General features: G+C 71.8%; 11 protein-coding genes. 5 read left to right on the top strand and 6 right to left on the bottom strand.

Features of this window, described 5'->3' with window-relative positions:
• Positions 1-100: 100 nt before the first annotated feature.
• On the bottom strand, positions 101-1,192 hold the full coding sequence (locus F8R89_RS17780; RefSeq protein ID WP_151784900.1) for a metallophosphoesterase: 1,092 nt from the start codon (positions 1,190-1,192) through the stop codon (positions 101-103).
• 264 nt (positions 1,193-1,456) lie between these two features.
• Positions 1,457-2,569: a LacI family DNA-binding transcriptional regulator gene (locus F8R89_RS17775; protein WP_151784899.1), complete on the bottom strand. Its 1,113-nt coding sequence runs from the start codon at positions 2,567-2,569 to the stop codon at positions 1,457-1,459.
• Between the two features lie 436 nt (positions 2,570-3,005).
• Between F8R89_RS17775 and hisC the strand changes: the two genes are divergently transcribed.
• The 5 genes from hisC to F8R89_RS17750 all read left to right on the top strand — a co-directional run bounded on the left by hisC (position 3,006) and on the right by F8R89_RS17750 (position 11,458).
• Entirely contained in the window at positions 3,006-4,085 is a 1,080-nt protein-coding gene (hisC, locus tag F8R89_RS17770) for a histidinol-phosphate transaminase (protein ID WP_151784898.1), read from the top strand.
• Positions 4,086-4,234: 149 nt separating this feature from the next.
• Positions 4,235-5,743, top strand: a complete 1,509-nt coding sequence (locus F8R89_RS17765) for a cytochrome ubiquinol oxidase subunit I (protein WP_151784897.1) — start codon at positions 4,235-4,237, stop codon at positions 5,741-5,743.
• A gap of 20 nt (positions 5,744-5,763) precedes the next feature.
• Positions 5,764-6,768 carry a cytochrome d ubiquinol oxidase subunit II gene (gene cydB / locus F8R89_RS17760; RefSeq protein WP_151784896.1) on the top strand — a complete coding sequence of 335 codons (1,005 nt, stop codon included), beginning with the start codon at positions 5,764-5,766 and terminating at the stop codon, positions 6,766-6,768.
• A 12-nt stretch (positions 6,769-6,780) separates the two neighbouring features.
• Positions 6,781-10,281, top strand: a complete 3,501-nt coding sequence (cydD, locus tag F8R89_RS17755) for a thiol reductant ABC exporter subunit CydD (RefSeq protein WP_151784895.1) — start codon at positions 6,781-6,783, stop codon at positions 10,279-10,281.
• Positions 10,282-10,384: 103 nt separating this feature from the next.
• On the top strand, positions 10,385-11,458 hold the full coding sequence (locus F8R89_RS17750; RefSeq protein WP_151784894.1) for a M23 family metallopeptidase: 1,074 nt from the start codon (positions 10,385-10,387) through the stop codon (positions 11,456-11,458).
• 19 nt (positions 11,459-11,477) lie between these two features.
• Here F8R89_RS17750 and F8R89_RS17745 read toward each other — a convergent pair whose 3' ends face one another.
• The 4 genes from F8R89_RS17745 to F8R89_RS17730 form a co-directional block, all read right to left on the bottom strand.
• Positions 11,478-12,404, bottom strand: coding sequence for an HAD hydrolase family protein (locus F8R89_RS17745; RefSeq protein ID WP_192806158.1), 927 nt, complete (start codon positions 12,402-12,404; stop codon positions 11,478-11,480).
• Between the two features lie 127 nt (positions 12,405-12,531).
• Positions 12,532-13,434, bottom strand: coding sequence for an LLM class flavin-dependent oxidoreductase (locus F8R89_RS17740; RefSeq protein ID WP_151784892.1), 903 nt, complete (start codon positions 13,432-13,434; stop codon positions 12,532-12,534).
• Between the two features lie 41 nt (positions 13,435-13,475).
• Complete coding sequence (locus F8R89_RS17735) at positions 13,476-13,922, bottom strand: hypothetical protein (RefSeq protein WP_151788178.1); 447 nt, start codon at positions 13,920-13,922, stop codon at positions 13,476-13,478.
• A 46-nt stretch (positions 13,923-13,968) separates the two neighbouring features.
• The gene (locus F8R89_RS17730; protein WP_151784891.1) at positions 13,969-14,517 is read right to left on the bottom strand and encodes an RNA 2'-phosphotransferase; all 549 of its coding nucleotides are present in this window, start codon (positions 14,515-14,517) and stop codon (positions 13,969-13,971) included.
• Positions 14,518-14,540: the final 23 nt, after the last annotated feature.

Below are 14,540 nucleotides of genomic sequence, written 5' to 3'. Positions count from 1 at the left end.
GCGGTTCCGGCACACGGTGACAGGGGGTTTGCCAAAATTGGGCCCCGGTCCGCGCCTCCCTGCGCCCCCCGTGACCGGGGGACGCGTCACCGCCGAACGGTCAGATCTCCAGCGGAAGTTGCTGGACCAACAGCTTTCCGGCCATGGTCACGCCGCCGTCCATGGCGATCGCGAGGCCGTCCGCGTACACGTGCGGGCCCTCGACCAGCGGCCCGGAGTCGTCCTCGCCGTCCTCGGAGCCGACCTCGCCGAGCAGATACGGAATCGGGCTGTGGCCGTGAACGATCCGGGTGCCGCCGTACGTATCGAGCAGGGAGCGCACGGCCTGTGCGCCGCCCTCGTCACGGAAGGAGAACCGCTTGGTGAACTTGCGGAACAGGTCCCAGACCTCGTCGGCGTCGTTGCGCGTGAGCGTCTCGCGGACGGTGTCGTTGACCTCCTCGATGGACCGGCCGTAGTCGAGATAGGCGGTGGTGTCGGAGTGCACCAGCAGATGCCCGTCCACCTCCTCGACGGCGTCGAGCCGGGACATCCACTGCAGGTGGTGGTCCTGGAGGCGGTCCATGTCGGTCTTCTGCCCGCCGTTGAGCAGCCAGGCCGCCTGGAAGGTGGCGGTGCCCGCGCCCGAGTTGACGGGGGTGTCGCCGAACCGCTTGGCGCCGAGCAGCAGCAGCTCGTGGTTGCCCATGAGGGCCTTGCAGTAGCCGCCGGAGGCGGCGGCCTCCGCGGACAGCCGCATCACCAGGTCGATGACGCCGATGCCGTCGGGGCCGCGGTCGGTGAAGTCGCCGAGGAACCACAGCCGGGCGGTGCCCGCGCACCAGCTGCCGGCCGAGTCGATGAGGCCCTTCTCCTGGAGGGCGGCCGTCAGCTCGTCCAGGTAGCCGTGCACGTCACCGACGACGAACAGGGGCCCGGGGCCGTCGGTGGACTGCTGGACCGGGACGGAGACGGGCTCGACCTGCACCTGGACCGTGTCGCCGCGCTGGATGACCGGCAGGTCGCGCTCGGTGGGCGTGTAGCCCTCGGGGTACGGCTCCGGGTAGGTCTCGGCGGGAGGCGGCGGCGCCACGTCACCGGGGTGCGTGGCCTGGGCGTACGGACCGGTCTCGTGCACGTAAGCGGGCACCCGGAAGTCGCGCAACGTCGCCGTCCGCTCCACCTCGGGTCCCTGACCGGCCCCCTGAGTCATCAGACCCCTCCACCATCGCGCCGCAGCTGCACCGCTTCGGACTGCCTGGTCGCAGCGGCCCGCGGTGTCGTGCGCCCATCATAGGAATGCCGATCGCGCCATGTGATGACCCAGGGGTGGTGAATCGGAGCAGGACTCCCGTCCGGTGCGGCTTTCGCCCCGGTTGAGGGGGAAATCGCCCGCTCGACGACCGGCTCGTCACCCGCTCGACGACCACCCCGGACGCGCCCACGGACCTGTGTGCGACGCGCCCCGGGTCGGTGTCTACCGGTCCTCGGGGGACCTCGGCGGGCTGACCGTCGTACGCGGCGGGCGTCGCTGGGACGACGTGCGCACGATCAGCTCCGTCGGTATCACCTGCTGGACCGGCTGCTCCGAGTCGACCCCCTCGATGGCGTCGATGAGGAGCTGCACGACGGCCGTGCCGATGCGGCGCGGCTTGAGGGAGAGCGTGGTGATGGGCGGCTCGGTGTTCGCGTACACCGTGGATTCGCTGCAGCACACCAGAAGCAGGTCGTCCGGTACGCGCATGCCGTAGCGACGGGCGGCGGCGAGCAGATCCGTGCCGTTCGGGTCGAACAGGCCGTAGACCGCGTCGGGCCGGTCGGGCCGGGCGAGCAGTCGGTCGGCGGCGACGGCGCCCGCGCACGGGTCGTGCGCCGGGTAGGCCTCGTACACCGGGTCCTGGCCGACCCGCTCGCACCAGCGCAGATACGCGGTGGTCGACAGATGGGTGTACGTGTCGGTGGTGGTGCCGGTGAGCAGGCCGATACGGCGGGCACCGGCGTCGGCCAGGTGGTCGAGGATGCCGAGGACGGCGGCCTCGTGGTCGTTGTCGACCCAGGCGGTGACCGGCAGCGCGCCGGCCGGGCGCCCGTCGGAGACGACCGGCAGGCCCTGCCGCACCAGCTCGCTGACGACCGGGTCCTGGTCGGACGGGTCGATGACGACGGTGCCGTCGAGGGCGACGTTCGACCACACGTCGTGGCGCGAGGTCGCCGGGAGGATGACGAGGGCGTAGCCGCGGGCGAGCGCGGCCGAGGTCGCGGCCCGGGCCATCTCCGCGAAGTACGCGAACTCCGTGAAGGTGAAAGGTTCATCCCCGTACGTGGTCACCGTCAGGCCGATGAGGCCCGACTTGCCGGTACGGAGGGTGCGGGCGGCGGCCGACGGGCGGTAGCCCAGCCGGTCGGCGACCTCGCGGACATGGCGTCGGGTGGCGTCGGGGAGCCGGCCCTTGCCGTTGAGGGCGTCGGAGACGGTCGTGATGGAGACCCCGGCGGCGGCGGCCACGTCTCTGATACCCGCCCGGCTGGACCGGCCGCCCCGGCGAGAGGTTTCCGCGCGGCTCACCTGGTGCTTCCCTGCTGCTGTCATGGCGAGCCGATAGTAGGGCTCATCGGGTGGGGTAGTGCGGACGCATATGCACGCGTTGACAGACACGTTTCTGCATGGTCATCCGACGCCAATGCCCTTGGAAACCAAGAGAGTTGAACGATCCAATAGTAGGACGTGACGTGTCGGCGGGTGTGGGCCTGCCCCCTGCCCGATGTTTCGAAGAGGTCTCAACTCACCTGCACGAGGGATGCGCGCCACGGCGCGAGCTACCGGCGCATAGATATATGTGCGGCGCGCCCCTGCTTTCGTACGCCTTCGTACGACGATGCCCTGGATGGCGGCGGGATCGGGTGTGACGCGGTGGCCGGCAGCCGGACCGTCTCCCCTGTACGCATCGGAGCCGAATCCTCATAAGGTGAGGAGTATTGGAGCCGGCGGTGGTGATGGGCCGCCGGTGGTCGCGAGGAGGACTGCGGTGAGCGAGACGAGCCCCAAGCTGCGCGCCGAGCTGGAGGGGATCCCCACCTACAAGCCGGGCAAGCCCGCCGCGGCCGGTGGCCCGGTGGCCTACAAGCTGTCCTCCAACGAGAACCCCTATCCGCCGCTGCCCGGTGTGATGGAGACGGTGACGGCCAGCGCCGCGTCGTTCAACCGCTACCCGGACATGATGTGCACCGGGCTCATGAACGAGCTGTCCGAGCGCTTCGCCGTCCCGGCGTCGCACCTGGCCACGGGCACCGGCTCGGTCGGTGTCGCCCAGCAGCTCCTCCAGGCGACCTCGGGACCGGGCGACGAGGTCGTCTACGCCTGGCGGTCCTTCGAGGCGTACCCGATCATCACGCGGATCAGCGGCGCCACGCCGGTCCAGGTGCCGCTGACGCCGGGCGATGTGCACGACCTGGACGCGATGGCCGACGCGATCACCGACCGCACCCGGCTGGTCTTCGTGTGCAACCCGAACAACCCGACCGGCACGGTCGTGAGGCGGGCCGAGCTCGAGCGGTTCCTCGACCGGGTGCCCCGCGACGTCCTGGTGGTGCTGGACGAGGCGTACCGCGAGTTCATCCGCGACCCCGAGGTCCCGGACGGCGTGGAGATCTACCGCGAGCGCCCGAACGTCTGCGTCCTGCGGACCTTCTCCAAGGCGTACGGCCTCGCCGGTCTGCGCGTCGGTTTCGCCATCGCCCATGAGCCGGTCGCGGCGGCCCTGCGCAAGACGGCGGTCCCGTTCGGCGTCAGCCAGATCGCGCAGGAGGCGGCGATCGCCTCGCTGCGCGCGGAGGACGAGCTGATCGGCCGTGTGGGCTCGCTGGTGTGCGAGCGCAACCGCGTCGTCGAGGGGCTGCGCGGGCAGGGCTGGACGGTGCCCGAGACCCAGGCCAACTTCGTGTGGCTGCGGCTGGGGGAGCGCACGGTCGACTTCGCTCAGGCGTGCGAGCAGGCGGGCGTGGTGGTCCGGCCGTTCCCGGGCGAGGGTGTGCGGGTGACGGTCGGCGAGGCCGAGGCGAACGACATCTTCCTGAAGGTGGCGGAAGGCTTCCGCAAGGAGAAGTAGCAGGCCGGGGGCCTGGCCGGGAACAGATCCTGGCCGGGCCCCCTGGGTTGACCGCGGGTAACAGGACCCCCCTACGGAAGGGAACACGCGTGCTGCATAATGGCTTGTGAATGTGAACGCTTTCACAAGCGTAGGTAAGGAGCGGCGACGTGAACCTGGCTCTGGCGCCGGAGACGCTGGCGCGATGGCAGTTCGGCATCACCACCGTCTACCACTTCCTCTTCGTCCCGCTGACGATCTCGCTGGCCGCTCTGACGGCCGGACTGCAGACCGCATGGGTGCGCACGGAGAACGAAAAGTACCTCAGGGCGACGAAGTTCTGGGGCAAGCTCTTCCTGATCAACATCGCGATGGGCGTCGTCACGGGCATCGTGCAGGAGTTCCAGTTCGGCATGAACTGGTCCGACTACTCCCGCTTCGTCGGTGACGTCTTCGGCGCCCCCCTCGCGTTCGAGGCCCTGATCGCCTTCTTCTTCGAGTCCACCTTCATCGGGCTGTGGATCTTCGGCTGGGACAAGCTGCCGAAGAAGATCCACCTGGCCTGTATATGGATGGTCTCGATCGGCACGATCCTGTCGGCGTACTTCATCCTGGCCGCCAACTCCTGGATGCAGCACCCCGTCGGCTACCGCATCAACGACGCGAAGGGGCGGGCCGAGCTCACCGACTTCTGGCACGTGCTCACCCAGAACACCGCGCTCGCCCAGGCCTTCCACACCCTGTCGGCGGCGTTCCTCACCGGCGGCGCGTTCATGGTCGGCATCGCCGCCTTCCACCTGCTGCGCAAGAAGCACATCCGCGAGATGAAGACCTCGCTGCGGCTCGGCCTGGTCACCGTCGCGATCGGCGGCCTGCTGACCGCCGTCAGCGGTGATGTGCTCGGCAAGATCATGTACGAGCAGCAGCCGATGAAGATGGCCGCCGCCGAGGCCCTGTGGGACGGCGAGCAGCCGGCGCCCTTCTCGGTCTTCGCCGTCGGCGACGTCGACAAGGGCCACAACAAGGTCGCCGTGGAGATCCCGGGCCTGCTGTCCTTCCTGGCCAAGGACGACTTCACCTCGTACGTCCCGGGCATCAACGACATCAACAAGGCCGAGCAGGAGAAGTACGGGCCCGGCGACTACCGGCCCAACATCCCGGTCGCCTACTGGGGCTTCCGCTGGATGATCGGCTTCGGCATGGCGTCGTTCACGATCGGTCTGGCCGGCCTCTGGCTGACCCGGAAGAAGTTCATGCTGCCGCAGCACCTGCGGGTCGGCGACGACGAGGTGCCGCATCTCGCCCTGCTGCCCCACAAGGCGCTCAGCCCGAAGCTCACCACCTGGTACTGGCGCATCGCGATCTGGACGCTGGCCTTCCCGCTGATCGCCAACTCCTGGGGCTGGATCTTCACCGAGATGGGCCGTCAGCCGTGGGTCGTCTACGGCGTCCTGCGCACCCGTGACGCGGTCTCCCCCGGTGTCTCCCAGGGCGAGGTCCTCACCTCGATGCTCGTGTTCACCGCGCTCTACGCCGTCCTCGCGGTCGTCGAGGTCAAGCTCCTCGCCAAGTACATCAAGGCCGGACCGCCGGAGCTGACCGAGGCCGACCTGAACCCGCCCACGAAGATCGGCGGCGACTCCCGGGACGCCGACAAGCCGATGGCCTTCTCGTACTAGGCCGAGGGAGCTGCACAGTCATGGAACTGCACGACGTCTGGTTCGTCCTGATCGCCGTCCTGTGGATCGGCTACTTCTTCCTGGAGGGCTTCGACTTCGGGGTCGGCGTCCTCACCAGGCTGCTCGCCCGCAACCGGCCCGAACGACGGGTGCTGATCAACACGATCGGCCCCGTCTGGGACGGCAACGAGGTCTGGCTGCTCTCGGCGGGCGGCGCCACCTTCGCCGCCTTCCCCGAGTGGTACGCCACGCTCTTCTCCGGCTTCTATCTGCCGCTGCTGCTGATCCTGGTCTGCCTGATCGTCCGGGGTGTGGCCTTCGAGTACCGGGCGAAGCGGCCCGAGGAGAACTGGCAGCGCAACTGGGAGCAGGCCATCTTCTGGTGCTCTCTGCTCCCGGCGTTCCTCTGGGGCGTGGCGTTCGGCAACATCGTGCGCGGCGTGAAGATCGACCAGGGGCACGAGTACGTCGGTGGCGTCCTGGACCTGCTCAACCCGTACGCCCTGCTCGGCGGTCTGGTGACGCTGACCCTGTTCACCTTCCACGGCGCCGTGTTCACGGCCCTGAAGACCGTGGGGGAGATCCGGGAACGGGCCCGGGCCCTGGCCCTGCGGGTCGGTCTGGTGACTGCCGCGCTGGCCCTGGTCTTCCTGCTCTGGACGCAGGCCGAGAACGGGGACGGGCAGAGCCTGGTCGCGCTGGTCGTGGCCGTCGCCTCCCTGGTCGCGGCGCTCGTGGCCAACCAGGCGGGGCGTGAGGGATGGGCGTTCGCGCTGTCCGGCGTGACCATCGTGGCCGCCGTGGCGATGCTCTTCCTGACGCTTTTCCCGAACGTCATGCCGTCGTCGCTGAACGGCGAGTGGAGCCTCACGGTCACCAACGCCTCGTCGAGCCCGTACACCCTGAAGATCATGACCTGGTGCGCGGTGATCGCCACGCCGCTCGTGATGCTCTACCAGGGCTGGACCTACTGGGTCTTCCGCAAGCGGATCGGTACACAGCACATCGCTGAACCCGTGCACTGAGGTGTGTTTCACGTGAAACCAATCGACCCCCGTCTCCTGCGGTACGCACGCGCCACCCGGCTGTTCCTGATCGCGGTCGTCGCGCTGGGTGCCGTGGGGGCGGGTCTGGTGATCGCCCAGGCGATGCTCATCGCCGAGATCGTGGTGGGCGCCTTCCAGGACGGTCTCTCGGCGAGTGACCTGCGCACTCCCCTGGCGCTGCTGGTGGCGGTCGCCGTCGGCCGTGCGGTGGTCGCGTGGCTCACCGAGCTGGCCGCCCACCGGGCCAGCGCGGCGGTGAAGTCGGAGCTGCGCGGGCGGCTGCTGGAGCGGGCGGCCGAGCTGGGACCCGGCCGGCTGGGCGGACAGCGGACCGGTGCGCTGGTCGCCCTCGCCACGCGTGGGGTCGACGCCCTCGACGACTACTTCTCCCGCTACCTCCCCCAGCTCGGGCTGGCGGTCGTCGTCCCGGTGGCGGTGCTGGCGCGGATCGTGACCGAGGACTGGGTGTCGGCGGCGATCATCGTCGGCACCCTGCCGCTCATCCCCGTCTTCATGATGCTGATCGGCTGGGCGACCCAGTCCCGGATGGACCGCCAGTGGCAGCTGCTGTCCCGGCTGTCCGGGCACTTCCTGGACGTCGTCGCCGGTCTGCCCACCCTGAAGGTGTTCGGACGGGCCAAGGCGCAGGCCGAGTCGATCCGCCGGATCACCGGCGAGTACCGCCGCGCCACGATGCGGACGCTGCGAATCGCCTTCATCTCCTCCTTCGCCCTGGAACTGCTGTCGACGCTCTCGGTGGCCCTGGTCGCCGTGTCGATCGGCATGCGCCTCGTCCACGGCGAGATGAGCCTGTACGACGGCCTGGTCGTCCTGGTGCTGGCGCCCGAGGCCTATCTGCCCCTGCGTCAGGTGGGCACCCAGTACCACGCGGCGGCCGAGGGGCTGTCCGCCGCCGAGGAGATCTTCGAGGTCCTGGAGACCCCCGCACCGGCGACGGGCGGAGCCGAGGTCCCGTCGGGCGCGGTCACCTTCGACGGCGTCCGCGTCCGCTACCCCGGCCGGTCCACCGACGCGGTGTCCGGCGCGTCCTTCACGATCGAGCCCGGGGAGACGGTGGCCCTGGTCGGGCCGAGCGGCGCGGGCAAGTCGACGCTGCTGAACGTCCTGCTGGGCTTCGTACGGCCCACCGAGGGCCGCGTCCTGGTCGGGGGAGCCGACCTCACCGGACTCGACCTGGCCGAGTGGCACGCGCGGATCGCCTGGGTGCCGCAGCGCCCCCACCTGTACGCCGGGACCGTCGCCGAGAACGTCCGGCTGGCCCGGCCCGACGCCGACGACGACGCCGTACGGCAGGCGCTGCGGGACGCCGGGGCGCTGGAGTTCGTCGACGCGCTGCCCCAGGGCGCCGCGACCCCGCTCGGGGAGGACGGGGCGGGGCTCTCCGCCGGGCAGCGGCAACGGCTCGCGCTGGCCCGGGCGTTCCTCGCGGACCGGCCCGTGCTGCTCCTCGACGAGCCCACGGCCGCCCTGGACGGGGCCACCGAGGCCGAGGTCGTGGAGGCCGTGCGCCGGCTCGCCGTGGGCCGGACGGTCCTTCTCGTGGTGCACCGCCCGGCGCTGCTCGGCGTGGCCGACCGGGTCGTGCGGCTGGCCGAGCCCGAGACCCCGGCGCGGACGGACGGCCCGCACCGGGCGCCCGCCCCCCGCCCCGCCGAGGACGCCTTCCCGGCGGACGCCCCTCAGGCCGCCGCCCCCGAGGCACACCGGGACCAGGCCACCGGGCAGGGTGTCCTCGGCCGGGTGCGCGCGATGTCCCGAGCCCGGCGCGGCCGGCTGGCCCTCGCCCTGCTGCTGGGCAGCCTGGCGCTCGGCAGCGCCGTCGGGCTCATGGCGACCTCCGGCTGGCTCATCTCCCGCGCCTCCCAGCAGCCGCCCGTGCTGTATCTGATGGTGGCGGTGACGGCGACGCGCGCCTTCGGCATCGGACGGGCCGTGTTCCGCTACGCGGAGCGCCTGGTGTCGCACGACGCGGTGCTGCGGATGCTCGCCGACACCCGGGTCGCCGTGTACCGGCGGCTGGAGCGGCTGGCGCCCGCGGGGCTGCGCCGCACCCGGCGCGGTGATCTGCTGTCCCGGCTGGTGGCGGACGTGGACGCGCTCCAGGACTACTGGCTGCGCTGGCTGCTGCCCGCGGGCGCGGCCGTGATCGTCTCCGCCGGAGCCGTCGGCTTCACGGCGTGGCTGCTGCCCGAGGCCGGTGCCGTGCTCGCGGCCGGGCTGCTCGCGGCCGGTGTGGGCGTCCCGCTCGTCACGGGTGCCGTGGCCCGCCGTGCCGAGCGGCGGCTGGCCCCGGCCCGGGGCGTGCTCGCCACCCGGGTGACGGACCTGCTCACCGGCACCGCCGAACTGACCGTCGCCGGCGCCCTGCCCGCCCGTACCGCCGAGGCCCGCCGGGCGGACGGCGTGCTCACCCGGATCGCCTCACGGGCCGCCACCGCGACGGCCCTCGGCGACGGGCTCACCGCGCTGGTCTCCGGGCTCACCGTCGCCGCCACCGCGCTCGTGGGCGCCGATGCGGTCGCCGCCGGACGCCTGGGCGGCGTGACCATGGCCGTCGTCGTCCTCACCCCGCTGGCCGCCTTCGAGGCGGTCCTCGGGCTGCCGCTCGCCGTGCGGTACCGGCAGCGGGTGGGCAGGAGCGCCGAGCGCGTCTTCGAGGTGCTGGACGCCCCGGAGCCGGTGCGGGAACCTCACGCGCCGGGGCAGGCGCCCGCCACGCCCTTCCCGGTCGCGCTCAGCGGTCTCGGCGCACGCCACGCGGGACAGGAACGGGACGCGCTCACCGGCGTCGACCTCGTGATCGAGGAGGGCCGCCGGGTCGCCGTCGTCGGCCCGTCCGGCTCCGGAAAGACGACGCTGGCGCAGGTACTGCTGCGCTTCCTCGACGCGGACGCCGGCGCGTACACGCTGGGCGGCACCGACGCGGCCAAGCTGGACGGGGACGCCGTACGCCGGCTGGTCGGGCTGTGTGCCCAGGACGCGCACCTCTTCGACAGCTCCGTACGGGAGAACCTGCTGCTGGCCCGGAAGGACGCCACCGAGGCCGATCTGCGGGACGCCCTGGAGCGGGCCCGGCTGCTCGACTGGGCCGACGGTCTGCCCGATGGACTGGACACGCTCGTCGGGGAGCACGGGGCCCGGCTGTCGGGCGGCCAGCGGCAGCGGCTCGCGCTCGCCCGCGCGCTCCTCGCCGACTTCCCCGTCCTCGTCCTGGACGAGCCCGCCGAGCACCTCGATCTGCCGACCGCCGACGCCCTCACCGCCGACCTGCTCGCCGCCACCGAGGGCCGCACGACCGTGCTCATCACCCACCGGCTGGCCGGGCTCGACGCCGTCGACGAGGTCGTCGTCCTGGACGCGGGACGGGTGGTGCAGCGGGGTCCCTACGCGGAACTGGCGGCCGTGGACGGGCCGCTGCGGGCGATGGTGGAGCGGGAGGCGGCGGCCGACCTGCTCGTGGGAGCGGTGTAGCGCCGGGGGCGGTCGTCCGGACTGCCCCGTCCGCAGCAACGGGTCCCCCGGCCGGCGGACGTGAACAGGACCCGGCCGCGGTGCCGGGTCCAGGATCGCTGACATGCGTTCACATCGCCGTCGCCCCCGGGTCGTTCCGGTGCTGCTGTGCGCGCTCGTCCTGCTGCTGTCCCGGCCCGCCGTCTCCGTCGCCGACGACACGGACTCCCCGGGGAACGACGGCCCCGGCGCGCTCGGGCTGAGCGCCCAGGTGGTGCGGCTGTACGAGGACGCGGCGCTGGCGACCCGGCGGTACGAGCGGGGACGGCAGGAGGCCGAGGTTCATCGCGCCCAGGCGCTGCGGATCGAGAAGCTGCTCGACCGTGAGCGGCGGGAGCTCGGCGTCCTGCGGGAGGACCTGGGGCGGATCGCGCGGGCCCAGTACCGCACGAGCGGCGGGATGCCGCTGACGGCGCAGATCGTCCTCGCGTCGAGCCCCGAGGAGCTGATGCGCGGTCAGCATGTGTTCTCGCAGACCAACCTGGCCGTCAACAACGCCATCGAGAAGAGCCGGCGCGCCGAGGACCGGCTGGAGAAGGACGAGGCGAAGGCCGTCGCCGCGTGGGAGGGCCTGGAGGGGCGCAACGCCGAACTCGCCGAGCTGAAGAAGACGGTGGAGCGCACGTTGGACACGGCGCGGTGGGAATTGCAGGGGAAGGCGGACGCCGCCGTCGCGGCCGGGTCCTGCCCCGGTGCCGTGCGGCTCGACCAGAAGCGGAAGAAGCTCTCTGCCGCGTGGGTCACCCCGGTCGAGTCCTACGCCCTGTCGGCGTCCTTCGGCAGCGGCGGACAGCGGTGGGCGCACCGGCACACCGGGCAGGACTTCGCCGTGCCGATCGGCACGCCGGTGCGGTCGGTCGCGGACGGCCGTGTCGTCAAGGTGTCGTGCGGCGGCGCCTTCGGCATGGAGGTCGTCGTCCTGCACACCGACGGCTACTACACGCAGTACGCGCACCTGGCGTCCGTCGCGGTCGACCAGGGCGAGCGCGTGGACGCCGGTCAGTGGATCGGGCAGTCGGGCACCACCGGCAACTCCACGGGCCCGCACCTGCACTTCGAGGTACGGATCACCCCCGAGCTGGGGTCGTCGGTGGACCCGGTGCCCTGGCTGGAGGAGCGGGGCGTACGGCTCGGCTAGAAGGGCCTCCTGGCGCGGGTCAGGCGTGCTCCGCCAGCAGTCGCTCGATGACGACGGCGACGCCGTCCTCGTTGTTGGCGACGGTCCGGCCGGAGGCGGCGGCGACCGCCTCCGGGTGCGCGTTGCCCATCGCGTAGGAGCGGCCCGCCCAGGTCAGCATCTCGACGTCGTTCGGCATGTCCCCGAAGGCGACGACCTCCTCGTGCGAGATGCCGCGCTCGGCGCAGCACAGCGCGAGGGTGCTGGCCTTGGAGACGTCGGGGCCGCTGATCTCCAGGAGGGCGCTGGGGCTGGAGCGGGTGACCCCGGCGCGGTCCCCGAGCGCGACCCGGGCGAGGGTCAGGAAGGCGTCGGGGTCCAGCGTGGGGTGGTAGGCGAGGATCTTCAGCACGGGCTCGCCGGCACCGGGCCCGTCCGGTGCCAGGATGTCCTCGGCCGGGGCCAGCTCGTCCGGTATCTCCATGTGCAGCTTGGGATAGTGCGGCTCCTGGTGGAAGCCGTAGGTCTGCTCGACCGCGTAGACCGTGCCCGGCGCCGCGTCCCGCAGCAGCCGTACGGCGTCCAGCGCGTTCTCCCGGGCCAGCTCGCGGACCTTGACGAACCGGTGGGCGCCGGGGCCGCCGTGCAGGTCGACCACGGCGGCGCCGTTGCCGCAGATCGCCAGGCCGTGCCCGTGGACGTGGTCGCTGACGACGTCCATCCAGCGCGCGGGGCGGCCGGTCACGAAGAACACCTCGACGCCCGCCTTCTCGGCGGCGGCCAGCGCGGCGACCGTACGCGGGGAGACCGACTTGTCGTCCCGCAGCAGCGTGCCGTCCAGGTCGGTGGCGATGAGCCGCGGGCGGACGACGGGCCCGCCGTCCGGCCCGAGCGAGGTCGAGAGCGCGGGGGACGCCGGGTTCTGAGGCTGTCGAGTCGCTGAGGTCACCTGGTCATTCTCCCGCATATGCCTGCACGCCCGTGCAGGAGTCCGCACATCTGATGCGGTACCTGAGGAGATACCGCCCCTGCGGGCACCGGCGGGACCGCCCGCACCCGTCCTCTCGCCCGGGTATCCACCCAGGCCGCCCGGCTCACGCGAGCTGGGCCCGCGCCTCCATGGCGATCTGCTCGAAGACCTTCATGTCGGCGGCGAAGTCCGAGTCCGCGATCGGCCAGTGCACCACGATCTCCGTGAATCCGAGCTCCTGATGGCGGCCCGCGAAGTCCACGAACGCGTCCAGGGACTCCAGCGGGCGTGCCCGGTCGGGGGTGAACCCGGTCAGCAGCACCTTGTCGAGCGACCCCGTGTCCCGGCCGGCCTCCGCGCACGCGTCGCCCAGCTTCTCGATCTGCCCGCGAATGGCTTGAACCGACTGCTCGGGAGTGCCGTTCTCGTACAGCTTGGGGTCGCCCGTGGTGACCCACGCCTGCCCGAACCGTGCCGCCAGCCGCAGTCCGCGCGGACCGGTCGCGGCCACCGCGAAGGGCAGCCGGGGGCGCTGCACACAGCCCGGGATGTTGCGGGCCTCGTGCGCCGAGTAGAACTCGCCCCGGTACGACACCGAGTCCTCGGTGAGCAGCCGGTCCAGCAGCCCGACGAACTCGGCGAACCGGTCGGCGCGCTCGCGCGGGGTCCAGGGGTCCTGGCCCAGTGCGGTGGCGTCGAAGCCGGTGCCGCCGGCGCCGACCCCGAGGGTGACCCGGCCGCCCGAGACGTCGTCGAGGGAGATCAGTTCCTTGGCGAGGGTCACCGGGTGCCGGAAGTTCGGCGAGGTCACCAGCGTGCCCAGCCGCATCCGGTCGGTGACGGCCGCGGCGGCGGTCAGTGTGGGCACGGCACCGAACCACGGCCCGTCCCGGAAGCTGCGCCAGGACAGATGGTCGTAGGTGTAGGCGGCGTGGAAGCCGAGCTGCTCCGCCCGCTGCCATGCCTCGCGGCCTCCCTCGGACCAGCGGCGGTACGGGAGGATCACGGTGCTCAGGCGCAGACTCATGCGTCGAGCGTATGCGGCCCTGCCGGTTTCACGTGAAACGGTCACCGCACGCGCGCGCTCAGCCACGGAGTGAGGCTGAGCATCGGCAGGAACTCCCGGTGCGTACGGTCGCCGGGGAGCGGCACGATCAGAAAGTGGCCGGGCGGGAAGCGGCGGGCCCGGACATGGGCGAGGCCGTCGTAGACGGACCGGACGAAGGCGGGCACGTCGTCGCGGTCGACGTCAGGGCAGTCGACGCCCTCGACGGTGACCAACGCGTCGTCGTCCGGATAGAGCCGCACGCTCACACGGGGAGAGCCGCCCAGCTCGACGTACGCCTCGTGCGGCAGCGAGCCGTCCGGGTCCACGGTCACGCCGACCCCGGCGGCACTGCGGCGGGACGTCTGGTCGGCGCCGATGTCATGGGTCACCTCGATCGCCCGGTCGTAGGCGGCGGCGAGGTCTCGCAGCGCGGTCACGGCGGACTCGGTGGTGGGGAAGTGGTCCATACCACCGATCATGCCGGAGGAGACGATCATGCGGGGCGGATCGAGGTCAGTGCGCCTCGGGAAACCGCAGGTACTCCGGCGGCACGGCCTTCGTCAGCCAGACCCCGTTGGCGCTGACATGGAAGACATGCCCGTCGCGGTGCATGGCGCCGGTGTCCACGGAGAGCACGACCGGGCGGCCGCGCCGGGCGCCGACGCGGGTGGCGGTGTCGCGGTCCGGGGACAGATGTACGTCGTGCCGGTTCATGGGCCGCAGCCCCTCGGCGCGGATCGCCTCCAGATGAGCCGCCACGGTCCCGTGGTACAGGTACGGCGGCGGGGTCGCCGGGGGCAGCCCCAGGTCGACGTCGACGCTGTGGCCCTGGCTGGCGCGGATACGGGTGCCGTCCACGGCGAAGCGCTTCTTGTCGTTGGCCGTGACCACGTGGTCCAGCTCGTCGCGGGTGAAGGGGAAGCCGTGCGCCTGCGCGGCGGCGATCAGCGTGTCGATCTCCACCCAGCCGCCCTCGTCCAGCGTGAGACCGATCCGCTGCGGCTGGTGGCGCAGATGCTTCGACAGATACTTGGACACCTTCACGGTGCGTCTCTCGTCCATGCCCCCCAGCGTGCCGGGAGCGA

Source organism: Streptomyces sp. SS1-1 (assembly GCF_008973465.1).
Classification (GTDB): domain Bacteria; phylum Actinomycetota; class Actinomycetes; order Streptomycetales; family Streptomycetaceae; genus Streptomyces.
Note: the sequence above shows the minus strand (reverse complement) of the source record. Positions and strands in the feature narration are given on the sequence as shown.